At 56.5% G+C, this 24,599-nt stretch carries 19 protein-coding genes and 1 pseudogene; 9 read left to right on the top strand and 11 right to left on the bottom strand.

Features of this window, described 5'->3' with window-relative positions; translation table 11 throughout:
- Window positions 1-122: 122 nt before the first annotated feature.
- From IQ254_RS32160 to IQ254_RS18000, 7 genes and pseudogenes are all read right to left on the bottom strand, one after another.
- The gene (locus IQ254_RS32160) at window positions 123-251 is read right to left on the bottom strand and encodes a hypothetical protein (protein WP_255527013.1); all 129 of its coding nucleotides are present in this window, start codon (window positions 249-251) and stop codon (window positions 123-125) included.
- Window positions 252-312: 61 nt separating this feature from the next.
- The gene (locus IQ254_RS18025; RefSeq protein ID WP_193967545.1) at window positions 313-921 is read right to left on the bottom strand and encodes a Uma2 family endonuclease; all 609 of its coding nucleotides are present in this window, start codon (window positions 919-921) and stop codon (window positions 313-315) included.
- A gap of 79 nt (window positions 922-1,000) precedes the next feature.
- Window positions 1,001-1,231, bottom strand: coding sequence for an addiction module protein (locus IQ254_RS18020; RefSeq protein ID WP_193967544.1), 231 nt, complete (start codon window positions 1,229-1,231; stop codon window positions 1,001-1,003).
- A gap of 118 nt (window positions 1,232-1,349) precedes the next feature.
- Window positions 1,350-2,102 (bottom strand): annotated as a pseudogene (locus IQ254_RS18015) (type IIL restriction-modification enzyme MmeI); the annotation flags it as partial.
- A 134-nt stretch (window positions 2,103-2,236) separates the two neighbouring features.
- On the bottom strand, window positions 2,237-3,793 hold the full coding sequence (gene kaiC, locus IQ254_RS18010) for a circadian clock protein KaiC (protein ID WP_193967543.1): 1,557 nt from the start codon (window positions 3,791-3,793) through the stop codon (window positions 2,237-2,239).
- Between the two features lie 210 nt (window positions 3,794-4,003).
- Window positions 4,004-4,318 carry a circadian clock protein KaiB gene (gene kaiB / locus IQ254_RS18005; RefSeq protein ID WP_017301921.1) on the bottom strand — a complete coding sequence of 105 codons (315 nt, stop codon included), beginning with the start codon at window positions 4,316-4,318 and terminating at the stop codon, window positions 4,004-4,006.
- Window positions 4,319-4,375: 57 nt separating this feature from the next.
- Window positions 4,376-5,266 carry a circadian clock protein KaiA gene (locus tag IQ254_RS18000; protein ID WP_228040842.1) on the bottom strand — a complete coding sequence of 297 codons (891 nt, stop codon included), beginning with the start codon at window positions 5,264-5,266 and terminating at the stop codon, window positions 4,376-4,378.
- A 189-nt stretch (window positions 5,267-5,455) separates the two neighbouring features.
- Between IQ254_RS18000 and IQ254_RS17995 the strand changes: the two genes are divergently transcribed.
- Window positions 5,456-7,468 (top strand): histidine kinase dimerization/phospho-acceptor domain-containing protein, encoded by a 2,013-nt coding sequence (locus IQ254_RS17995; protein WP_193967542.1) that lies wholly within the window; start codon window positions 5,456-5,458, stop codon window positions 7,466-7,468.
- A gap of 422 nt (window positions 7,469-7,890) precedes the next feature.
- Complete coding sequence (locus IQ254_RS17990; protein WP_228040841.1) at window positions 7,891-11,523, top strand: EAL domain-containing protein; 3,633 nt, start codon at window positions 7,891-7,893, stop codon at window positions 11,521-11,523.
- Here IQ254_RS17990 and trpA read toward each other — a convergent pair.
- The 4 genes from trpA to IQ254_RS17970 form a co-directional block, all read right to left on the bottom strand.
- Window positions 11,504-12,298 carry a tryptophan synthase subunit alpha gene (gene trpA / locus IQ254_RS17985; RefSeq protein ID WP_193967541.1) on the bottom strand — a complete coding sequence of 265 codons (795 nt, stop codon included), beginning with the start codon at window positions 12,296-12,298 and terminating at the stop codon, window positions 11,504-11,506. The two genes, IQ254_RS17990 and trpA, sit on opposite strands and share 20 nt — an antisense overlap.
- A gap of 207 nt (window positions 12,299-12,505) precedes the next feature.
- Window positions 12,506-12,811: a DUF3007 family protein gene (locus IQ254_RS17980; protein ID WP_193967540.1), complete on the bottom strand. Its 306-nt coding sequence runs from the start codon at window positions 12,809-12,811 to the stop codon at window positions 12,506-12,508.
- Window positions 12,812-12,818: 7 nt separating this feature from the next.
- Window positions 12,819-13,064, bottom strand: coding sequence for an NAD(P)H-quinone oxidoreductase subunit L (gene ndhL, locus IQ254_RS17975; protein WP_228040840.1), 246 nt, complete (start codon window positions 13,062-13,064; stop codon window positions 12,819-12,821).
- A gap of 257 nt (window positions 13,065-13,321) precedes the next feature.
- Entirely contained in the window at window positions 13,322-13,801 is a 480-nt protein-coding gene (locus tag IQ254_RS17970; RefSeq protein ID WP_193967539.1) for an MOSC domain-containing protein, read from the bottom strand.
- A gap of 322 nt (window positions 13,802-14,123) precedes the next feature.
- On the opposite strand from IQ254_RS17970, the gene IQ254_RS17965 reads away from it, so the two are divergent.
- From IQ254_RS17965 to IQ254_RS17935, 7 genes are all read left to right on the top strand, one after another.
- Window positions 14,124-15,050: a hypothetical protein gene (locus tag IQ254_RS17965; RefSeq protein WP_313887485.1), complete on the top strand. Its 927-nt coding sequence runs from the start codon at window positions 14,124-14,126 to the stop codon at window positions 15,048-15,050.
- Window positions 15,047-18,697, top strand: a complete 3,651-nt coding sequence (locus IQ254_RS17960) for a TonB-dependent receptor (protein WP_193967538.1) — start codon at window positions 15,047-15,049, stop codon at window positions 18,695-18,697. Before IQ254_RS17965 ends, IQ254_RS17960 begins: the two co-directional genes overlap by 4 nt.
- Window positions 18,694-20,769 carry an OmpA family protein gene (locus tag IQ254_RS17955; protein WP_193967537.1) on the top strand — a complete coding sequence of 692 codons (2,076 nt, stop codon included), beginning with the start codon at window positions 18,694-18,696 and terminating at the stop codon, window positions 20,767-20,769. The genes IQ254_RS17960 and IQ254_RS17955 overlap by 4 nt, the downstream gene beginning before the upstream one ends.
- 65 nt (window positions 20,770-20,834) lie before the next feature.
- A complete protein-coding gene (locus IQ254_RS17950) occupies window positions 20,835-22,508 on the top strand; it encodes a DUF11 domain-containing protein (protein WP_193967536.1) in 1,674 nt (557 codons plus the stop codon).
- A 236-nt stretch (window positions 22,509-22,744) separates the two neighbouring features.
- Window positions 22,745-23,524: a VOC family protein gene (locus IQ254_RS17945; RefSeq protein ID WP_193967535.1), complete on the top strand. Its 780-nt coding sequence runs from the start codon at window positions 22,745-22,747 to the stop codon at window positions 23,522-23,524.
- 96 nt (window positions 23,525-23,620) lie between these two features.
- Window positions 23,621-23,869 (top strand): DUF433 domain-containing protein, encoded by a 249-nt coding sequence (locus IQ254_RS17940; RefSeq protein WP_193967534.1) that lies wholly within the window; start codon window positions 23,621-23,623, stop codon window positions 23,867-23,869.
- A gap of 384 nt (window positions 23,870-24,253) precedes the next feature.
- Window positions 24,254-24,484 carry a hypothetical protein gene (locus IQ254_RS17935; RefSeq protein WP_193967533.1) on the top strand — a complete coding sequence of 77 codons (231 nt, stop codon included), beginning with the start codon at window positions 24,254-24,256 and terminating at the stop codon, window positions 24,482-24,484.
- Window positions 24,485-24,599: the final 115 nt, after the last annotated feature.

Raw genomic sequence — 24,599 nt, 5'->3', positions numbered from 1 at the left:
AGTTATGGACCGACTGGGCACTCCAACTGATAGCGCTCAAACCCCATAAACATCGCTATTTTCAGCGTGGTCTCTATGCTCTATCCCTGATGCAGCAAGCTCTTTAGGTACGTTGTCACCCGTTAAGGTTCGCCGCGCTTTAGGTAGGCCCGCTCTTGCATAGGGCGCATGCCCAGTTCGTTGGCTTTGGTGGAGGTGCCATCCTGGGCATAGGTGACAGAAACAGAAGGAATGGCAGTGGGTTGGCTCATGGATTTAGCGAGGAAGAGAAATCGTTGTATTAGATGCGATCGCCTAGGCTGGCAGCAGCATTCAATACAACGGCAAAATGTCGTCTAGCCGAAGCTGCACATTGGGGAGTATGGCTGACGCGATCGCCTCACCCAGTCGGTATTGATGCTGGTTGTACTCATCGCCCGTCAGTTGGCAGACGGTAAAGGTGGGTTGCTTTGGTTTGCCGATGAAGGCGACGCCGCCTAGCCCGCGATAGTCAACGATCCAGTATGCGGGAATGCCGAGCAGCGCATATTCTTCTACTTTACGAGCGTAGTCGGTCTCCCAATTGCTGCTGACGACTTCGACTACTAATTTGATGGAGTGGCCCAGGGTGATCACCGGCTGCCGTTGCCAAAGCGGTTCATTGGCCAGGGCTGTTTCGTCTAGAACGACAATGTCAGGGCGACGGGCCGTAGCGATGTCGGCAAAGGGGCGAATTAAGCAGGTGCGGGGAATAAACCAAGGATAGTCGGCCTGGGTAATGGCCATACCAATGTGGGTTGCGAGCTTACCGCCAACGGTTTCGTGGGGGCCGGTTGGTTCCATATCAATCAGTTCTCCATCGGCCAATTCGTAGCGAGTATCATCGCCGTATTTGGCTATGAATTGATCTACGGTAAGGGTTTGGGTGGGGGTATAGGTCATGGCACTAGCGGGGCAAATATGAGGGCGTTGGAGCTTACAATTCCATAGTCTTCTAGAGCGGCTGGATGAAACTCATATTTCATGGCTCTATGAGCTGCCGAATTTGAGCTAGGGCTATGTCTCCAGGAATAGCTTGGACTGTGCCGTTACCGATTTCGGCAAGGCGCTCCTGAGCTTTTTGTACGCCCTCTAGCAAGCGATCTTGATCAAATTGTTCTGCCATACTCTCAATCAGTTTTTCGATCAGGATTGTTTTGTCTGCGTCAGGTGAGACAGTGGCTTCGGCGATGAGTTGGTCTAGGGTTAGCATGGTCTTTTTCCTCTAAAACATGGGTCTAGTTAGCTTACCGGGCGGTTGTTTTTGCCCTCATCCTAAATCCCCCTCCCAGGGTGGGAGAAGGGGCTAGGGGATGAGGGCCTTCTGCCCCAAATAGCCCCCCATTCACGTAAGGAAACCCATTCGCCCAGTTGCGAATCCCCGCGACTTCTCGCTGCTTCAGCGGCGTCGCCATCGCCCGAAAGATCTCCCCCAGCACCTCATGGGTATTGGAAGAATCGCCAGCGCTCATCTGGGCCACGGTGTGGGTAAACAGCCCCTCGCTGTAAAAGATGTTGGTATCTTCGGCAAAAAAGCAGAAGATCAGCCGCGCCATGAAGTGGTTCATCTCTTGGCGGCGCTCTGCCGTGTCCCAATCCGGGTTCTCCTGGAGCAGTTCGATATAGAGACGGTTCAGGCGACCCGTGGCCTTGATGTCAAAGGCATTCTCCCGGATCTGCCGCACCGTCGTAATCCCGGCCAGGGGCAGGAAAAAGCCAAAATGGTCGTGAAAGTCGGGGTAGTTACAGGCTACCGTCTCCCCATCCACCAGGTTCTCGGCCTCAAAGGCTTTGCCATCCGTAGCGAGAATGAACTTAGCCTTTTGCCGTGCCGTTGCTGGGCTCTCTCGCAAGGCTGTGAGGGTGGCCGCCACCGCACCCTCAGCGCACATCTTCAGGTGAATATTGTTGCGCTGGAGCACCCCGCCGGGCAGGTCAGACTGGTTCGAGCTGCCGCTTTTGAGCCGCTTAATGGTGGTTGACTTGTTCCCAAAGGCTTCGAGGAAGGCAAAGGGAAACGTCTCCGGCTCAAAGGGGGCTTCAGCCAGCCTGGAGACAGCTTCTGCGATTTCGACTGCATTCATACATCGACCATCAATCGCTCAGGGGCAGTAGCTCAGAGGCTCGATGATCGCCTCATAACGCAATGGCAGCCTCAGATCGCAAACGTCTCCTCAATCATAATCACTTTCCCAATGGCTCTACAACAGCTGCAAATCTACAGGTCTGAGTCCCCCTGAACCCCCTGAATAATGCGCGATAGCTCACTCTTCTCATCTACCGCAATGCGCGTGGGCGAACCGCTAATGATCCGCTCCAGGTTGCGGAAGGAGTCTTTAATATCGGGGCCTTGATTATTGATGGTGTATTCGCGAATGCCCTTATCGTGCCACGATCCCCGCATCTTAAACACGTTGATCGCCCGAGATAGTTCACCGCGCACCTCCACATACTGGAGCATCAAAATCGTGTCGGTAATGGTTGAAATGTGGGACTCAGTAATTGAGTGCAGCCCCATAAACTGCTCAGTCGTGTTGGTAAAAAAGCCGGTGATTTCTTCCTGCTTAGCAAAGCCGGTTACCCCGATCACAAACTGACGAAAAGAGTTGTTGCTCACCCCGCGATCGAGGGCCGAGAGCGAGTCAATCGCTACCCGTGACGGCTTAAACTGAGATATTTCAGTTTTGATAATTTGCAGGTGATCTTCTAAGCCTGCCGACTCGGGATAGGCACAGATAATTTTCAGCAGCCCCTGCTCCTCCATCGCTTCAAAATCGACTCCCCAGGAGTAGGCGTTGCGCGATAGCTGAGCCCGAGACTCTTCGTAGGCAAACAAGATTGCCCGCTCACCATGTTTGCAGCCGTCTACTAAAAATTTGCTGACCAGCAGGGTTTTTCCTGTTCCGGTGGCCCCCGTCGCCAGAATAATCGAATCTTTGAAAAAGCCGCCGCCGCACATGTCGTCTAGCGTCGGCACCCCCGATGATACCCGAGCATTGGACGAGCGCTGGGTCAGCTGCATGGCCCCCAGCGGGAAGATATTGATGCCCCCGTTGGTAATGGTGAAGGGGTACTCCCCTTTCATATGGGTGGTGCCCCGTAGCTTTAGAATCTCAATCGTGCGGCGACGGCGCTCGCCCTCCAAGGCGTTGCGCACAATCACCACATTATCTGAGACAAACTCCTCAACTCCAAAACGGGCCACGGGGCCGTACTCGTCTAGGCGCTCCGTTGTCATAATTGTGGTTACGCCCATCTGCTTTAAGCGGGCCACCAACCGAAAAATCTCTCGTCTGACCACCGAGGCGGCATCGTATTGCTGAAATACTGCCGTCACCGAGTCAATCGACACTCGGCGCGCCTTATATTTGCGGATAGCGTACTGGATGCGTTCGATCAGTGCCGACAGATCAAAATTGCCAACCACATCCTGCCCTTCAGGGTCAGGAGAGGCATCTAAAATAAAGAGCTTGCCCTCGTCTACCAGCTGCTGCAAATCCCAGCCAAAGCTGTAGGCATTCTGAATAATATCTTCGGGCGATTCTTCAAAGGTGACAAATACCCCGGACTCGTCAAATTCAGTAATGCCGTTGTAGATAAACTGCACCGCAAACAGGGTTTTGCCAGTGCCTGAAGTCCCACTCACTAGAGTCGATCGCCCAGCCGGAATGCCACCGTGGCTGATGTCGTCGAGGCCTTCTATCAGGGTGCGGATCTTGCGCACGCCTCTAGGACGCGAGGAAAGCTGCAAATCGGTTTGATCAGAATCTGTCATGGGAGATTGCTTAAGGTTATCGAGCCGGGTCGCCGCCTTCAATAAAAGTACAAGATATCTTGACGATCCAGCATACCCCGAACCGACAACCCTAGAGATGAAAAGCATGAGGATTCCCAACCCCCTGCCTAAGACCCGGAGGGTTGACGTGCTTAACGTAGGCTCAACATTAATTAAGGCAGCTGAGACAGCCCGGTGCGATCGCACCAGTTAGCCATAGATATCATCCTCTCGCAACTCATCGTAGAGCAAGTCAAGACCAATCAGTACGCGCTCACGGTCAGACAGGTCACCAATGATTTTACGCACAGGGGGGGGAAGGATTTTAGCCAAGGTAGGCGTGGCCAAAATTTTGTCTTCCTCAGCCAGCTGAGGGTTTTTCAGCACGTCGATGACTTTTAGAGCGTAAACCCCTTGAAATTCTTCTTCTAAAATGTTGTTGAGGGTTTTAAGCGCGCGAATAGAGTTGGGGGTATTCCCCGCAACATAGAGCTTGAGGATGTAGGTCTTTTTAACGGAGCTCATGGCACGCTATAGGTTTCAGGGACAGGATTGATTGTATTAGTAATGTCAACTCATCCTTTAGAGCTCGCGAGGAATCGATCGGCGGTACATCTCACACAGGTGAGCAATCACATCGATTAGCGTGAGGCGGTAATCGAGTAAAATCTCTTCGCTGCGCCCCTCTAGCTTAAGCTGCTTAGAGAGACTATCCATTAGCTCCATATGAATTTCAACAATTTGAGCCACCGAAATATCAGCCATAAAGGCCTGGTCAACAAAGTCATCGATCAGCTGGTTGAGGTTGAGCTTAGGGTTATCGGCAAAGTAGGCCAAGACAATCTTGCGATAGTCAACCCTAAGCTGATCTAACAGGGCATGGCGGTCTTCCAGACTCATGTGACGCAAGAAATTGCTAGGGTTACGCTTGTAGTACACTCCCAGGTAGCCCAGTCGGGCCTTGAGTTTCTCGGTGAGTCGATGTTGCTGAGCGCTCAGGCTGTCGGCCAAGGAACTGGATTTGTCCAGGGGAGCAGCAGTGGGTGGGGCATGGCCAAGGCTGGGCACGCGTAAAAATTCTTGAATGGCGTTCTGGATAACGCGTTCAATCTGAGGCAGTGCATTGCCAGTGGTGTGAACGACAGCGCCAGGATAGGTGCCGACGCCCGTGACCGGTACTGCGTTAGGGTTGGAGGGCTGAGCGGTAACGGGAATCTCGGGTTCGCCGATGAGCACCACCACTGGCAACATGAGCTCGAGCTGCATTAGGGCAGGACGTAGGAGCTGTTGCCAAACCTGGTCATCAGCGACCAGGCAATCGGGCAGATCGGGGAGGCTCTGTAGCCAGTCTAGGGGGTCACTGGGAACGTCTGTTTGATGCACGACATATCGCTTGGGATCCAGATTTAACTCAGGAACCGGCTTAGCCTGATCGCCACAGGTCAGAATATAGATATGAAGGGGAGCAACCAAGGGGAGATCGTAATGAGCAGAACAGAACGCTGTCGCAACATTGCCCAGGGCTACATTGCCAAAACCTAGCTAGGCTGGGTCGCATTACAGCAACCTAGGGAATATCACTGTATTGTCAATTGTAAAGGGTGGTTGTCAGAATACGGTCGCCCCTTTAGATCTCGAACCGAATCCCTGGGGGATTAGCCTATGGTGCTGCCGCCCCTTGACTATTTTTTAAGTCCCGTTCCTGTCTATGGCTTAGGCACATCCTTGGGCGAGATTATCCAGGCTCTGGGGCAGCCGGGAGCACATCCCTGTAGCCATATTGTTGTGATCGATGACGAGCAGCGGCCTTTGGGGGCGATTCCCCTAGGGCGTCTATGGGCGATGCACCGCGATGGGGGCGGGAGGTCGCCAGGGAATGAAGCCCACGAACCTCGGTTAATCGATTGTCAGCCCTGGCTCGACTCGGTGGTAGAGGTGGAGGCAGGCCAGCTGGCCGATATGGTGACCTTGACCCACCTGGGCCAGCTGGTTCAAGCGGTGCCACCCCCAACCCTAGCGGCGATTGATTTTGATGGCAAATATCTGGGGGTGTTGAGTGCCCCTCGGCTGCTCGGTTGGCTAGCGAGCATTGCCATTGACCAGGATGAACACCTGCCATCGGGGCGCGGCGATCGCGCTACAACAGGTCAGCATGTCCCAGAACAGTGGGCCTGGATATTAGAGCTCAGCCACGCGATTAAAACCCCGATGACTACCTTACTGGGGCTATCGACGCTGCTGCTCGATACTCGGGTAGGGCCACTCAGCGATCGCCAATTTCGTTACGTAACCCTCATGCGCCAGGCTATTCGCAAGCTTACGGGGCTGGTCAATCTGCTCCTCGACTGGATGCACCTAGAGTCGGGTCAAGTTAGCCTCAATCTGGAGCAGGTGGCCCTACAACCGTTAGCCGATAACCTGCTGCCCAGCTTTCTCAGCCTCCAGGCCGAGTCTGCTTCATCTCCCTGGATGCAGAATTTTACGATCTGCCTGACAACCAGTGCGACCTGGGTGATGGCAGATTCATTCCGTCTGCGCAAGAGTTTACACCACGGCCTCGACTACCTGTTGGCCACCGGAGCGACCCCCGGTGGCCTGCTCATTGAGCCCTGGGGGGCATGGCTAGGATTCACCCTCTGGAGTCCGGAGTTTATTCCAACAGCGGCCCTCGGCATGGCCAATCTGGAGGCCGCGTCATCCCAGTCCCAGTCCATCTCAGGCCTCAATTTTGTGCCTGAGCCCCAGGCACTGCAAGGCCTAGGGTTGGCTCTAGCGCGACGACTTTGCCAACTCCATGGCGGCGAGCTGAGTTGGCTGAGCGGGCCCACCTGGGGCAGCCGCCTGACGCTGTTGGTGCCAGCCCCTAACTCTCTGTTTGACGCCGATAAAACAGTTTTGGTAGTGCTGGCCTGTGCCAACGAAACCGTTGTCGATCAGGTCTACGGTAGCCTGCGGGGAACCGTCTACCGTCTGGTCGTAGCCTCTAGCAGCCAAGCCCTGGGCGCTATGCAGCGACAACTGGCTCCCGCCTGTACTTTATTGCATTGGGAGTCGTTGGCTGATGCCCCTGACGAGGCGGCTGCGCGCCAAGCGCTGATCGAGCAGTTGGCGATTACCCGCTGGATTGAGTTGGGTGCTTCAGCCGCGGCGGCAACGGGTGTGTCCCCCCTACTGTCTGACCCTGCCCCGACAGCTAGAGGTCTGACCAACGTGGTGGCGATCGCCACCATTGCCCAGGGGCTGCTGCCCGTTCTAGATCAGATTTGTCAGCCGCCGTCACTGCCAGCTGAGCTAACGATGTTGTTAGTACGTTCGCCAGATGCCGGAGAGGCTACTAGCGCACTGCCCAGCGCGGCTCAAAGCTGGCTACAGCACTATGGCTGTCGCCTACTTCAGGTCGATGACTTGGCCCAGGCCAATCTGCTGAGCCGGGTATGGCAGCCCCAGGCCGTTATCTTTGACCGGGTTGAACCGATTCCCTTAGGCGAACTTCAGGCCCTAGCCCACTACCCTGCTCTGGCTTGCCTACCCCTGGTGACCCTGGTGCCACCGGAGCTTGAGAGTGAGGCCGTCGCCCTAGGCCTAAATTTAGTATCCTGTGCAGATGTGTTGAATCAGCCCCCGGCCCAAGCGGTGAGGAACTTAATGCGGGCGATCGCAAACCTACAAACCTAGGCTACCTGGGTAACGGCTTGAGCTGAGAACTCAGTGGGGGCAGAAATGTAGGAGTTAGCAGCGAGGAACCCCATTGACGCTTGATTCTAGCTCCTGGCCCCTGTCTGAGAACCGTTTCCCCCATAACATTGATCCCCGCTTGATCCCCGCTAACTGCTTGGATTAATTGGCGGAGCGCCACAGCAGCCTCATCGGCGAAGCGCATCAATAATCATGGCTGGAAACCAATTTTGGGCATATTGAGAAAAACGAGAAAACCTGTCGTGGGACATCTCTAACGGCATACCATGCAAAAACCCATGCGCGATTCTGAGCTCTTTAGGCTTCGCTCCGCTGTCACTGACATATCAGGATCGTCCTTGCCGTCTCCTTCAGTACTGTACTGGTTGACACTGGCTCTACTCAACCGGCAGGATCACGCCTTGTCGCTCATCCCAGGGCCGACAGAAGCTGCCTTTCATCGGCTGGTCGATGCCCTCCCTGGCATCGTGTTCCAGGCTGATGGCGATACGGCCTGGTCAATGCGCTATCTCAGCGCTGGCTGTCATGCCCTAACCGGCTATCTGCCGGAGGATCTGCTGAGTCAAGACAGCCTGGTTGCCTATAACAGCATCACTCACCCAGATGACCTGGCCCGCGTGCTTAAAACCATTCAACAGGCCATGGATGAGGGCCAACCCTACGTGGTGGAGTACCGTATTCAAACCAGCAGTGGTGTCAATAAGTGGGTCTGGGAAAAAGGAGCCCCGGTTTTTAACCAGGCTGGGAGAGTTATTGGCATTGAGGGCTTCATCACCGATATCACGCTCCTGAAGGAGTCAGAAGCCGCTCTTCAATTAACTGAGCAAACGCTCAAGGCCCGAGAAGATCTGCTGGCGCTAGTGCTTGATAGCATCCCTCAACCCCTCTTTTGGAAGGATAGCCAGGGACACTACTTAGGCTGTAACCAGCCCTTTGCCAGGGCCATGGGGCTAACTACCCCAGCCGACATTGTCGGGGGTACCGATAGCGACCTACCCCACCTAGATCGAGAGGAAGCGGTCTATCGCATCGCTCGCGATCGCCTGGTGATGACCCAAGGCATGGCCGATCTCCACGCTATTGAGCTTCAGACCTACCCCGATGGACACCAAGGCTGGGTTGACTGTAGCCGCCTCCCCATGCGCGACGCCGAGGGAAAGGTGATAGGAATATTGTGCACCTTTGAGGATATTACCCACCAGATTATCGATCAGCAGATGCTCAAGCGGCGTGAGCAAACCCTGGCTACTCTGGCCGAAATTCAGCGTCAGCTACTAGCCTGGCAGTGGGACTGGCACGAGCCCTCAATCACCCAAATTTTCGCCCTCCTAGGGGAACTATCTGGGGCCAGTCGCGCCTACTACTACGAACTTCGCGGGGGCCAGGACGAGCCACTGACCTTCTATCAACGCATCCAGTGGTCGGCCCCAGAAATGCTATCCACCCATGGGGACTCCAGCTTGCAGGTCATACCCGTAGACCCCTGGCTCACAGACTGGCATGCTCAGCTGAGCCAGAACCAGATTGTCAGCCGGGTTGAGCACGAGTTTTCTGCTCTGCAACAACAGCTGCTGGCCAATGCAAGCTGTGGCATTAAATCGCTGTTGCTGCTGCCCTTGTTTGTGCAAGATCGGCTCCAGGGGATGATGGGGTTTAGTAACTGCACAGCCCCTCATCCCTGGAGCGATGCCGAAATCGACCTGCTGCGGGTGGTCACCGCCGACATTGCCCTGGCCCTAGAGCGCCGTCAAACCGAGCTGTCGCTCAAGCGGGCCGAAGCCAAGTATCGCAGTATCTTTGAAAACGCCGTCGAGGGCATGTTTCAAAGCACTCCTGAAGGGCGTTATCTGACCGTAAACCCGATGCTAGCCAAAATCTATGGCTATGATTCACCCGCCGAGTTGATCGACACCCTGGTCAATATCAACCAGCAGCTCTATGTACAACCGAACCGTCGCCAGGAGTTTGCCAAGCTGATTTGCGCTAACGATGCCGTGCTGGGGTTTGAGTCTGAGATCTACCGCAAAGATGGCAGCATGATCTGGATCTCGGAATCGGCCCGGGCTATCTATGATGGGCAAAATACGCTGCTTGGCTATGAGGGAACGGTCAAAGATATTACCGCTCGCAAGCAGGGGGAAGCGGCTATTCTCCGCCGCGATCGCCTCCTGCAGGGGGTAGCTGAGGCCAGCCAATGTCTGCTCACCACCAGCGATGTGCACCAGGCCATTCCCCAGGTGCTGGCTCAGCTAGGAGAGGCCGCCACCGCCGATCGCGCCTACGTCTATACGCACCATCCCCAGTCAGTCACAGGGGTACCGGCCATGACCATGCATTACGAGTGGACAGCGGCTGAAATCGCCCCTAGCATTCATCAACCCCATTGGCAAGACCAGAGTTACCAGGACCTGGGGCTAGAGCGCTGGTATGAGAGCTTTCAGCGGGGCGAGTCAATTTGTGCCCTAACTCGCCAGTTGCCCCCGACAGAGAAGGCGCTGCTGAGCAAAGACAACATTTTATCGATTTTGATGGTGCCCATTTTTATTGACGCCGAACTGTGGGGCTATATCGGCTTTGATGCTTGCCGGCAGGAATGGGAGTGGAGCGCGGGTGAGGAGTCTATTTTGGTCGCTCTAGCGGCCAGTTTGGGGGGGGCGCTCAAGCGCCAGCGCACCGAGGCCCAAATGTCTTACCAGGTCTACCACGATACGCTGACCGGGCTACCCAATCGGGCTTTTTTTGACCAGCACCTGCCCCAGGCGATCGCCCGCACCAGCAATACTGACCAGATTCTAGCCGTCATTTTCCTAGATCTAGACAATTTTAAAACCATCAACGATACCCTCAGCCACACCGTTGGCGACCTGCTGCTACAACAGGTCACTCAACGCCTGAGCGCGGCCCTGAGGGCCGAAGACATGCTAGCTCGTTGGGGGGGAGATGAGTTTACGTTGATTTTGCCCACCCTAACCAGCCCTAGTGACGCTGCCAAAGTTGCCCGCCAGATTGCCAAACAGCTGGCACAGCCATTGTTTCTACACAACCATGAATTACACATCACGGCTAGCGTTGGCATTGCCCTGTTTCCAGAAGACGGCCAAGATGCCATGACGCTGCTGCAAAATGCCGACGTGGCGATGTACCGCGCTAAACAGCAGGGCCGCAACAACTACCAGTTTTATACCCAAAGCCTGAGTGAAGAGGCCACCCAGCGGCTCAAATTAGAAAGCTACCTGCACCACGCCCTAGACCGCAACGAGCTACTGCTGTACTACCAGCCTCAGATTAATGTCGCCACGGGAGCCATCGTCCAGGTCGAGGCCCTGCTGCGCTGGCAGCACCCCCATCTGGGTCTAGTGACACCCGATCAGTTTATTCCCCTAGCAGAAGAGAATGGGCTCATCGTCCCCATTGGTGAATGGGTATTGAAGACCGCCTGTGCCCAGGTCATGGCCTGGCATCAGCAGGGTTTACCCCCGGTTAAGCTGGCGGTGAATCTGTCTGTTCGTCAGCTCCAGCATCCTAACCTGGTGGCCATGGTGGCCCAGACTCTGGCCCAGACAGGGCTACCAGCCACCCACCTAGAACTAGAAATTACCGAAACGGCGGCCATGGGAGACATGGTCGCTTCTATTGAGCGACTCCAGGAATTGCGAAATCTAGGCATTAAAGTTTCGATGGATGACTTTGGTACCGGCTACTCCTGCCTCAGTCACCTCAAGCAATTTCCCATCGACGGGATCAAGATTGACCGGGCCTTTGTTAAAGACCTACCCGATAGCCCGGCGGATCGGGCCATGGTCAATGCCATTATCGCCATGGCCCAGGGGTTGACCCTGAGTGTGGTGGCCGAAGGGGTCGAAACCCCCGATCAGGCTCACTGTCTCCACAGCTTGGGCTGCCCCGAAATGCAGGGCTACTTATTTGGCAGGCCGCAGCCCATGGAGGGAGCCGCCGCCCATCTGCGCTCTGGCCCCAGACTGCCATGGCGATCTGCCGCTCCCCCCGGTCTGCTCAGAGCAGAGCCGACTTGAGCTGTTGGCAAAAGTCACCGATGACCCCTAGAGACGCCTGAGCATCGTCACTATTGAGGCGTTTGACAAAGGCGCTGCCGACAATTACACCGTCGGCCCCCCAGGCCTTGAGCTGTTGGGCCTGGTCGGGGTCAGAGACCCCAAAGCCAACGCCGATGGGTTTATCGGTAGACTGCTTGAGGCGATCGATTAGATCTTTGACCCGGCTTTGCAGTTCGCTGCGGATGCCGGTCACTCCGGTGACGCTGACCAGGTAAACAAACCCCTGGGCCTGGGCGGTGATCGCCGCAATGCGCTCTGGGGGCGAGGTGGGAGCCACCAGCAACGTCACATCAATCGCTGCTGCCGCCGCCGCCGCCAGCAATCCCTCGACTTCTTCTAGCGGCAAATCAGGGACCACCAGGCCAGCCACCCCGACCGCTGCGATATCCGCCATAAACGCGTCAATCCCTCGATTCAGAATGGGATTGTAGTAGGTAAACAAAATCAGCGGTGCCTGTAGTTTGGGGCTGAGGGCTTTCACCATCGTCAGCACCCTGTCTAGGGTCACCCCTTGGGCAAGGGCGCGGGTGGCCGCCGCCTGAATCACAGGCCCATCGGCTAGGGGGTCAGAGTAGGGCACCCCTAGCTCAATGAAGTCGGCTCCGCTTTGGTCGAGCACTCGCAGGGCCGCGGCTGTCGTCTCTAAATCGGGGTCGCCAGCGGTAATAAAGGGAATCAGGGCGCACTTACCCTGTTCCCGCAGGGTGGCAAAGCGTTCAGAGACAAGGGCCATAGCGAATACCGAGAACTTTCAGCCTGGGCAGACTGAGCAAAAAAACAGTCCAAGAGAGCAATCTAAAACAAGAGCGGCCCTCAGTCTATGACTCTGGCCTGGGGGAATCTGGCATCAGGAGCGCCGTGGCAAGGTTCATGGAGCGATCCAATGGAGCGATCTACTAGAGCCACCAGACTCCAGCGAATGCAGCTCAGCGAGCCCGGCTCAGGGCTGGTCGTCTTGGCTCAGCTGCGCTTGCAGGGCAGCCAATTGCTCAGGACTGAGCTCATCTAACCGGCGCTGAAGCACGGCCGATTCATAGTCTTCCATCTGCTGGTTGAGGGTCATGTTGCGGGTAAATACCCGGAGCAGGTAGCTGGCCAGCCAGGCCACCACGCCACCAACCATAACGACTTGGCTCCAGATCCCCGCCGAAATGCCATCCAGACCAAACAGCCGAAAGCCTAAAAACAGACCCCCTCCAGCCAGGAAAATGCCCAGTCCAATGGCAATGACATCAATGCGTCGCATAGATTCCCTAGGGGTTTAGATGGCGCGGCTGGGGGCGAAAATTTAGAAAGGGGCTAAATAACAGCATCCCAGGGAAGAAGACAAACACCAGCCCGTAGAGCAGAGTACGCTCTACCGACCCGGCCACATACCAGCGCTGGCGCAGGTAGAAAATCAGCGCTAGGGGTACCACGAGTAGATACACGCCGGCAATGCCGACATATGCCCCCGCAGCCAGCAAAACATTGTTGGAAAGTGCTATTGGCATCGCCATAGGTTTAAGTATCCCCTGACCAACTACAACAGAAAAACAGACTTGCTCGCCTCGCTAATCCAAATCATAGTGCTTCTTTGGCCATTGTAAAGGCCCGGCCAAATTAAGGGTAGAGCCGTTAAAGCAGTTGGCGCCGTGTTCTGACCCTTAACCCCCGTCCTACTCGGCCAGGGTTGAGTCACTTAGACAACGTCCTGACGCCCTCGCCTCACCGCCGCTGTCTATTCCGTCACAGCAGCTCGGTCACAGCAGCTCGGTCACAGCAGCACGACGCGATCGCCTGCGCGCACCGTGCCGCCTTGTAGGACTCGAGCGTAGAGTCGGCTGCTGCCAGGATAGTGGGTCTGGCTCATGCGGCTAAAGCGGCGATCGCTGAACCAGCGCATATTTTTGCGGCAGGGAGCGGCGTAGTCAGTAATCTCGATCTGCACCTGAACCCCAATCGCAATGCGGTTGCCAGGCACCAAATCTGCCCAGTTGAGGCCTGCCAGCGTGAGGTTTTCACCCGCGTAGCCCGGCGCAATGGGATGCCCCTCCTGCTGCAGTGCCTCAATCACCGCCAACGACCACAGGCAGAGGGCGCGATCGGGGCCACCGTGATACTTGAGATTTTTTTGCTGGTCGCCGACCAGTCCTAGACTGGTCAATTCTGCGGCTGCCACCGGTAGCTTGGGCACCCCGCCGAGGGAAACGCTAATTTGCGCTACTCGGCCATTGCTCGTCTCAATCGTTGCCATAGATCAAAAGAAAATCTAGGGAGAAAATCTAAGGTTGGCGCACTACAAATGCCAGTTTTTGATCAGGTTCAATGAATTTGTGTGCGAAATCAGAGAAGCTTTAAGAAATCTTTACACCCTATCTGGGTGTAACTACTGTTGATGTTGATATGATTTGCCGAGTCTAAGCAAATTTCCAAGGTCTCTCCTTGAAAATACGTGGTTTTAGGTTCTATGCTGCCGGAGACGTTTGAGATCGAGCATGGAGTGAGCTAGCTGAGAGGGTCAAGCAAGCCTTTTGGTTGACTGTCAGCGGTGTGAGGAGTTGTCTCAGAGGGTTGGTGTGAGACGTATACAGCGATATCTATACCGGGGGCTGCTGTTTTTGCTTGCCCTGGTTTTGAGTTATGGCTTAGGCCATTTGGGAGCATCACCGCCGATGGCCCAGGCTCAGAGCCGCGTCATTGTGAATCAGGCTGTGGCTCAGTTCGACGGGCCGAATGGGCCGGTGACCACTGAATCCAATGAGACGCTGGTTGGCGAAGATAACACTCCCCTACGGATTGTTAAGACTGCCGATCGAGCTGCTGCGGAGCCGGGGGATGTCGTTATCTACCGGATTCTGATTAGCAACCCTTCTACCCGAATAGCCGCGCCACTGACGGTAACTGACCAGTTGCCCAGGGGGTTGCGGTATGTGCCCAACTCGGTACAGACAACCCCTCAGCAGCCAACCGGGCAAACCCTCACCGACAGTAACCTCACGCTGACCTTTGCCGCTCTCGATCCCGGTGCGTCTATTTCAGTGGCCTATGCTGTGCTCGTCACTCCCGATGCCGTTCAGGGTGACGGACGCAACGTGGCCCAAGCGGCAGCCCCAGGGTTTGCGCCAGTGACGGCTCCCTTTCAAATCGCGGTGCGGCCGGGCATTGTCTCTGACTGCGGCACGATTGTAGGGCGGGTGTTTGTCGATCGAAACTTCGATGGCCAGCAGCAAGCCGGTGAACCCGGGGTGCCCAATGCGGTGATCTTCATGGATGATGGCAATCGCATTTTGACCGACCCCGATGGTCTCTTCTCTCTCATCAATGTGCTGCCCGGGTATCGGGTCGGAACCCTCGATCTTTACAGTTTGCCGGGCTATACCCTAGCTCCCAACCTCTATCGCATTGAGGAAAACAGTGTCTCTCGATTTGTGCGACTTTCGCCTGGCGGGTTAGGCCGTATGAACTTTGCCGTTACACCCACCTTTGGGGAGGAGCAGTCATGATGTTTCTGACTTCTCGAGCGATGGGGTTGGGTATTCTCACTACGCTAGTCGGAGCCCTGGGGTTGGTAGCCCCTGGCTATGCCGCTCCCGAAACCCCGGATACCCTGTCAACAGCCGAGGGTACAGCGGGAGATCTCGAGCCAACTCGAGACAGCGGTGCCGATACCCCTGGCCTGACCCTGCCGCTACCGCAACGGGAGGGCTCTGAGTCAACCATCGCAGAGCCAGTAGACCTGGGCGAGGAGGCGGTGGTTTGGGCAAACCCCGAGGCCGCGATCGCCCAGGCGACCGTGCTGCCCTTGGGCTATTTACCCGAGGTAGCTGCACCAGCCGTCGTCAATGGTGGCATACCCCTAGCCAATCGACGGGAGAACTCTGAGCTCTTTGAGTTCAACTTTGATGGCGATCAGCTCCCTTTGAGCCCGCCCCCGACTCAGGTGCTAGAACCCGTACCGCCCCGGGATGAGGCGGTAGCCTACACCATTACCCTGGCCCCTGAGCGCGAGGTGCAGGTGCCGGCTAACGGGCGCTCGGCCCTCTCCCTAGTCGGCGGTATTGCCGATGCCGCTGGCCAGCCCATCGGCGGCGATCTGGTGGTGACGCTGACCAGCAGTGCGGGAGAATTTATTGGAGCTGACTACGACAGCGATCGCGCTGGTTTTCAGGTACTGGCTCGCCAGGGGCAGTTTGAGGCCAGCCTGCGATCGCCCCTAGACGCTCAGTCAGTCACGGTGCGGGCCGAGGTCGATACCAGTAACCTGCGCGAGTTTGACCCGACCCTCCGCCAGGGCTACCCCACCCTAGCGGCCACGACCCAGGTGAGTTTCTACACTGACCTGCGCCCCACTATTATTTCGGGGGTCGTCGATTTTCGAGTGGGTCGTGGCGGCACCAACCTGCTCGGCAGCTTTAGCGACTTCCTCAATCCCGACTCCCTTAACCAGGATGTGGAAGTCAGCTTTACCACCGGCTTATTTGCGACCGGAGCCCTAGGCGAATGGCTGTTTACCGGTGCCTACAACAACACGCGTGGACTCAACGATCGCTGCGACGGCAGCAGCCTCTACCGCGACGTGCAGGCCTGCGATCAGGCCTATCCGGTGTACGGCGATAGCTCTACTACCGACTTTCTCACCCCATCTATAGATAGCCTGTATCTGCGGTTTCAGCGCGACTCGCTGGTGCCCGACGCCGACCCCGATTACTTTATGTGGGGCGACTACGGCACCCAAGAGTTTGCGGGGCGATCGCAGCAGTTCACCGCTACCGTGCGAGAGCTCCACGGTTTTAAGGGCAACTACACCTTCGGCGGTGGCCTCCAGCTGACGGCGCTCTACGGCGACAATGTGCAGCCCTTCCAGCGCGACACCATTGCCCCCGACGGCACCAGCGGCTACTACTTCCTCTCGCGGCGGCTGGTGGTGCGGGGCAGTGAGAACGTCTTCCTGGAGGTCGAAGAGCTTAACCGTCCCGGCACCGTGCTGGAGCGCACGCCCCTCTATCGCGGCACCGACTACGCCATCGACTACGATCGCGGTACGCTGCTGTTTAGCCAGCCCGTTAGCGCTGTTGACCTCAACCCATTGGGCAACACGCTGGTGCGGCGCATTGTCGTCACTTACCAGGTCGATGATGCGTCGATTCGGGGCAGTCTCTACGCCGGTCGCCTGCAGTATCAGCCCAACGGCGATGACGGCGGCATAGTGGGGGCCTCGATTTTGAGCGAAGACCAGGGGGCCCAAGACTTTACCCTCTATGGCGTCGATTTTCTCTGGCCCCTAGGCGAACAGGGTGAAATTACCGGCGAGTTTGCTCGGTCAACCTTTAACAGCGCCGGTGCCAATAACCAAGGAAATGCCTACCGCATTGAGCTCAGTGGTACTCCGTTCGAGGGCGTGACTGGGCAAGCCTATTATCGCTCTACCGACACCGGCTTTAGCAATACGGCCACCAGCAGCTTTCGCCCCGGACAAACCCGCTGGGGCGGCCAGGTACTGGCTCGGGTAGGAGCCCAGACCCAGCTGCGGGCCGTTGTCGACCAGGAGCGCAACCTGGGCACGGCAACGGCGATTCAAACATCGGCCGCTGGTCTGCTCAGCCCCGGTCAAAATGCCATCCAAGGCGGGCAGGTCGACAACACCCTGACCGAGCTGCGGGCGGGTATTGTGCAGCAGTTTGGCACCGCTACCCTGGGCATTGACTTTGTCAATCGCTCCCGCGATGACCGGATTAACAACACCTCGACTAACGCCAACCTGCTGACATCGCGGCTGAATTTACCCCTGACCGAAACCCTCAGCGCCCTGGCCCAGAGCGAGATTAACCTGGGCACCAGCGACCCCCTCTACCCCACCCGCAACCTGGTGGGCCTAGAGTGGGCCTTGCAGCCGGGGGTCAGTCTGCGCCTGGCCCAGCAGTTTTTGACCGGTGGCCAGGGGCCTGGGTCAGTGACGAGCCTCGACACTCTGGTTGACTATGACCTTGACGACAACACCACCCTGACCAATCGCTACTCGTTGTTGGGGGGCTACAACGGCCTCACCGGCCAGGGTGCGATCGGTCTGAACCATCGACTGGTGTTGGCTCCAGGCCTACGCGCTACCTTTGGCTTTGAACGCATCTTTGGGGATGCCTTTAACCTTACCGGCGCCGGGCAACAGTTTGCCCAACCTTATGCTGTGGGCCAGCAGGGAGCGTCTTCCCTCGGCCTACAGGCCTCGACGGTGTACTCGGTAGGGGTGGAATATACCGATAATCCTGACTGGCAGGCCAGTGGGCGGGTTGAATACCGTGACTCCCCCGGATCAGACAACCTGGTACTGGGAGCCGCCGCCGCCGGGCGCATTACCGACGCGATCACTGGTTTGGCCCGGTTTGACATGGCCAATTTTGCCAACCAAACCATTACCGACCAGCTGGGCAGCTCGGCCAGCCTGCGCTTAGGATTTGCCTACCGCAACCCGGTGAGCGACGAGTTCAACGGTCTGCTGAGCTATGAGTATCGGCAAAACCCCAGCAGCACTCCCAATAGCATCTTGCAGGGTACGAGCTCAGACTCTAACGATCACACCCTGGCGTTGGAAGGTATTTACGCCCCCAACTACCAGTGGGAGTTTTACGGCAAGTACGCCCTCCGGGCTAGCACCGCCAACCTGGCTCAAGACTTTGGGTTCTCTAACACTATTCACCTGGCCCAGCTGCGGGCCACCTACCGCTTTGCCTACCGCTGGGATGTGGGGGCTGAGGTGCGCTGGTTAGGCCAGCCAGTCATTGGCTACAACCAAACCGGCTTTGCCCTCGAGGCGGGCTACTACCTCACCCCCGATGTGCGGCTGGGGCTGGGCTACAGCTTTGGCGGGGCCAACGATGGATCGTTTAGTGGCGGCGGCAACTATCGCTCGGCCAGCGGCCCTTATTTTGGCATTACTGCCAAGGTCAACCAGCTGTTTAACAGCTTTGGGGTACAGCCGGTGTCACCGCCGCAGCAGCAGGAGTCTTACGTCGATGAGGAAACCTTAATCGACATCCCTGAAGCCGACATCCCTGAAGCCAACACGCCTGAAGCCAACACGCCTGAAGCCGACGCACCCGACACCAGCGCGCCCCAGTCCGAGGTCCTAGACACTGCCCCAGGAGGTAACGAATGAATCAGCGGCAATGGATAGGCTGGGGTGCGATCGCACTGACCATTCCTGGGGCTGGGCTGGCGATCGCACCCGCCCTCGGACAGTCGGCTTTACCGGGCTATGGTCTACGGGTGACCAGCCCCCTGGATGCGCCGGTGGCGGCAGACGACGTGCTCACCCTGCGGGAAGCGTTGGAACTAGCCAACGGCACCTTAACCCCGACGGAGCTGAGCCCAGCCGAGCAAGCTCTAGTAGAGGCCCTGCCCCCTGGTCAGGGATCGCAGATTAGTTTTGCCCTACCCGAGGGCGAGACCACTATTGCCCTCACCGATCTGCTGCCTGAGATCGTGGCGCCAGAGCTGGTGATCGACGGTACCACCCAGGCGGGCTACGATGCCGAGGACACCTACGACCCTAAGTTTCCCCCGGCGCCAGCGGTCACCTTGACCGTCGCCGAGGGCAGTGAGGTGGCCCGGGGACTCACCATTGCTGCCGATGGCGTCACCGTGCGAGGGTTCAGTATCTACGGCTTTCGCACCGAGGATCGGGCGACCCAAACCACGCCACCGTCGGATATTTTTGTGGGCAAGGCGCTCCCTGTGGACTCTAGCCCCTTATCGCTTGAGTTTGACCTCTCGTTTCTAGAGCAATCCGAGGATGCGCCTAGGGGCGTCGTGATTGAGCAAAACTGGCTAGGGCTGACCGCTGACGGTGAGTTCCCAGCGGTGCCATCGGCGTTTGGGGTGACGGTCTTTAATGCTGTAGAAACCACGATTCGCAACAACCGCATTCAATACCATGACGGCAGTGCCATTATCACGGGCTTTCGGGCCGATGGCTCGCAGATCGCAGAAAATGCGATTATCGCCAATGGCCTGGCGGGCATGCCCGATGCCATTCGTCTAGAAGGGGCGATCGCCGCCACCGCCATTACCAACAACCTGATCTGCGCCAACGATGGCAGCGGCATCTATCTCTACAAGCCGGAAGGCGCTGCCCAGATCACCGGTAACGACATTCAGTTCAACGGACGGCGATTTGAGCGGGCCGCCGTGTATGTGATGGGCAGTGACCACCAGCTCAACGACAACTTCATCGGCTACCAGCCCGGCCCAGGGGTGGCGGTGACTGCCTTCCCCCTCAGCCACCGCAACCAGATTCGTGGCAACCGCTACGCCGAGCTCGACGGCCTTAGCATTGACCTCAACACCCAGGGCAATACTGGGGTGCAAGACTTTCAAAAGGGGGATGGGCCCAACCCGCCTCGGAACTCGTACCATCGACGGCGAGAAACCGGCAACGCCGCCATCAACGCGCCTCAGTTTGATCGCTATGACTTTACCCCTGATGCCGCAGCGGTAACCCTGACGGGCACTGCCGACCCGGGCAGTGAGGTCGATCTCTATCGCGTCAACGAGACCGAGTCAGCCTATAGCCCCTTAGCTGAACCCCTCGGAACAGTTACCACTACCGCCGAGGGCACCTTCAGCGCCAGCCTAGATTTGCCACCGGGTACGCGGGTGAGTGCGATCGCCACCGACCCCGAGTGGGGCACCTCTGAACCCGCCGCCGTCGCTACGGTGCTGGCCGCCGATGGCACTCGCCCCGAGCTACCCGCCACCCCAATGGAGCGGCCCAACTGTAGCCCACCCGCGCCGCCGCCGCCGCCAGTAGAGCCACCGGCACCCCTCGCGCCGCTGCGGCTACAGATTCCCCGCAACATTCACTTTGCCCTCGATCGCTCCAACATCAGCCCTGAGAGTGCTGCGGTACTCAACCAAATTGCCGGGGCCATGCTGGAGTATCCCTTCCTCACGCTAGAGCTCCATGGCCACACTGACCCCCGCGCCAGTGCAGCCTATAACCTGGCCCTGAGCGAACGCCGCGCCAACGCCGCCCGCGACTACCTGATTCGCCAAGGGGTACCCCCCGAGCGCATGCGAATTTTGCCCTTTGGCCTCACCCAGCGGCGCACCCAGGGGAGCAGCCGAATTGACTTTGCCCGCGATCGCCGGGTTGAGTTTATCTTTACCGACCTGCGCGGTTTCGACATCATCTTCCGCGAGCAGGAGACAGACCTCCAGCTTGAATAAGTCGATCGTATCTCTGTGTATCAGCCGCCTTTTCCTTTACTGAGTCCAGACCCTTGATACCTGCCATGTGTCAGTCTTCCCAGATCATTTCTTCGCCAGCCCAGGCTGAGCCGCGCCACTCTTCTGGCTTCGGCTGGGTTAGGCTGCTCAGCAGCCTCATGGTGATGGTTTTTGTGCTCACCTGGGCGTACCCTGCTCAGGCACAGGTGGCAGTGGATCAGCTGATTACGACCGATGTTCCCGCTGCGGTCACAACTCCTTTCCCAGCTTCACCCTTTGCCAACCCCTGCGATGACGATACTGTTGCTCCTATCGGCTTCGGCTTCCCTGGCTGCCCTGCTGGAACCATTCCCATGACGTTTGGGACGGGGTTGAACCGGGTCTTAACCGAGGTGGATGTAGCGGGTAATCGCTTTGAACGAGCGACGAACCTGAGTGTGCCGCCGGTGGTGCCCGATCGGGTTGAATTTCGTCGAGTTGGGTTGGCCCCAGGTGGTCTGGCCGCTCGGCAACTGCTCTTCTACGAGCAGGTTCCCAATACAGTGGGGAACGTCAGCAACCCGCTCAATATTGGCCCTGAATTGATTGTTGAGAATCCTGCGGTGGAGACGATTGCAACGGCTATGCTCAGCCCTGTGGTCAACCGCGGTATTGACAATGTGTTTAACAACGTCACGCTACCGGCTAACAACCAAGACACACGCAACAACATTGAGCGGATTGATTACATCATTGGCAATGGCGCATTAGTTGACCCCAACACGATCAGCCTAGACGATGTGGGCTTCCTCGTTCTAGAGCGGGGTGGCAACGATAACTTCCGCATCGCGCCGATTACTGGATTTGACCCCGGTACCGGTCTACCGACTGCCTACGGTAATTTGGTGGCAGTGGATGCGGCTGACTGGGGTGGCAACGGTGATATCGGGGTCAATCTCCGTAGCGCGGTACTGCGCAAAGATGATCCGGCTTTTGTTAACCCAGCCTTTCGTCCGACCCATACTGTCCCTAATCAAAACGTACGGGGAGTTTATGTTCCTCTCAGTACTTTGCTACCGGCGACTAATGCCCCGGTGATTATCTTCGGGTTTTCGCTGTTTGCTAACGATGTCACCAATGCGTTTAATTTGCTGAACTTTGCCAGCTTCCCCCAAACTACAAACGGCACAGATCAAGGTGGGCTAGACTTAGTCGCCGGTGGTTTTGGTTTGGTGCGGCGGACGACGCCAACGGTGCCCACGGGTAACGTGTCGCTGCTCAAGCGTATTACTAACTTATTTGGCCCTGCGAACCTGCCCAACTTTGCCCAGGTGGTGGGTGACGGAGCCGCCCTGGCTCTGTTGCAAAACAACGGTCTAGGCCAGGGTTTGGCCACCATCACTGACCCGACGGTGACCGGGGGCAACGGGATTGAATACACGGTTTATTTCGCCAATACCTCACCCAATACCGCTGCCAATGTGACGGTGTGCGACCAAATTCCGGCAACGACTACCTTCGTCCCCGATAGTTTTGGCGCGGGTACGGGCATTCAGGCGATCGCGAGTTCTAGTCCGGCGGGGCCCACGATTACCTATACCAATGCAGCCGATGGTGATGCTGGTAGATACATCGCGCCAGGAGCCGCCTTACCTGCATTCTGTGGGGTCAATCAGGGCAACGGCGCGGTCGTCGTCGAGGTGGGTAATGTGGCAGCTAGCCAAGTGGGCCTCATTCGCTTTAGAACAACCGTCAATTAAGACCAGCCCGATGATCAACGTTCCAGGGCTGAGACAAAATTTTCACCCCATCCCCTTGATTCCATAGCAGCCAAGTCGTCAGGGCGTTGGCGTTGCCCCGCCTGATGCCTGGGGCATTCGCCCTGAGAAATCGGAGGTAACCAAACAGGGTGATAGTATAAGAGTACCAAGCAGGATTAGGCACAGGCGTGCATTGCCAACAATCTAGAAATTGAGAACACCCCAAGGAGAACCCCATGGCTGTCAAAGACCAGGTTGGTAGCTTTTGCTGGTGGAGCTTGATGACCAAGGATGTGGCCAAAGCCAACGAGTTTTATCAGCATTTGTTTGATTGGCAACTCAGTGAGATAGACATCCCTGGAGAAGGGCCGTCTACCATTTACAGTGCGGGTCACGGCGGGTTCGGCAACCCCGTTCCCCTAGAGCAAGACTTTCCGGCTCCCAGCCACTGGATAGCTTACGTTGTCGTAGAGGATGTGGATGCCGCATGCGAGCGGGGCCAGCGGCTGGGCGGCAAGGTCTGTGTGCCAGCTTTTGACATCCCTACAATCGGGCGCACGGCGGTGATCGAAGATCCGGCTGGGGCTCCGTTTCATCTGTTTACCCCGGCTGGGGATGACGACAACCTGAATATGATCGGCAACGGGCCTGGAGAAATCTGCTGGATGGAGCTGATGGTGGATGATCCGGCTCCTCTGCTGCCGTTCTATACAGAGATGTTTGGCTGGCAGTTTTCTGACCCGATGCCGATGAATGGCGGCGAATATATCAGCTTTGAGGTTAACGGTGCCCAGGTCGGCGGTTTGTTGAAACGTCCGCCAGGGGTACCCCAAATGCCGCCGCTGTGGATGAACTATTTCTCAGTGGCGTCGGTGGATGCATGGTCAGAAAAGGCAACGTCTCTGGGTGGGAAAATTGTCATGCCCAAGACGGAGATCCCTGAGACTGGGTTCTTTGCCCTGATGGAAGATCCGACGGGTGCGATGGCTTATCTGTTTGAATGGGCTGGCAAGTAATCGTTCAAACTGCCGACTCGACAGCCAAAGTAGGGTGGGCACTGCCCACCTTCCCACTAAAATGGAAATCAATCATCCACTACAGCGCTAGCAACGATGACTGATAATGAGCTTTTAGACCGAGTTGCCACTGATCCAAAAATCATGGTTGGCAAACCCGTAATCAAAGGAACCCGCCTTACAGTCGAATATATTCTGAATCTTCTGGCCCACGGGGCAACGATAGCTGAAATTCTAGAAGAATACAAAGGTTTAGTTAAAGATGATATTCTGGCCTGTCTTTTGTTTGCCTCACGGTCTTTAGAAAGCGCAAGTTTTATGCCTCTAGAGAAGGAGATGGCTTAGTTGCGCTTTTTGATTGATGAGAATACAGGAGTTTTTGTTTCCCGGTGGTTGAGGAATCTGGGGCATGAGGTCTTCTCAATTAGTTGTGGCCACTGAGAAATGGGTTCGTTTTGCAAAATGAATAATCGGCACGACAACCTGATGAAGCTTGGTTTGATGCAGTGCCCTCATCAGTGGAAGTTTTCAAGTTTTTGCAGTGCTACTATATAGAAATAGGTTGGGTGAAACGAAGTAGAACCCAACACTAGCAAATAATTTGGGCTCGTCGAATTCTGGTATCGCGCCACCCAATTTACAAAAATTCGACTTTAATATTTTACGCGATATAATAAATCAATGGCGCTAGCTCTTAAGTTTTCTAATTTCTTCTTGAGATAACCAACTATGTCAGATTTATTTTCTTCTTTTTCTAATAGGGGATTGGACCCAGAAGCGTTGAGAAATATCAGAGAAGGAATGGAAGAAAAAGCAGGCTATGCTAATGTTCTACATCGTCTATTTCTCGACGAGGTAAGGAAGTTTGAGGATGGATTGGATAATAATGAGGAAATTGGAGTTTATTTGGCCTCTTCAGCTGATGGTAGATGTCTTCGTGTAGAGAAGCTTAACGGGTGACAACGTACCTAAAGAGCTTGCTGCATCAGGGATAGAGCATAGAGACCACGCTGAAAATAGCGATGTTTATGGGGTTTGAGCGCTATCAGTTGGAGTGCCCAGTCGGTCCATAACT

It is taken from the genome of Nodosilinea sp. LEGE 07088, assembly GCF_015207395.1.
GTDB lineage: Bacteria > Cyanobacteriota > Cyanobacteriia > Phormidesmidales > Phormidesmidaceae > Nodosilinea.
The sequence above is the reverse complement of the archived record's forward strand: the minus strand, read 5'-3'. Positions and strand labels throughout refer to the sequence as shown.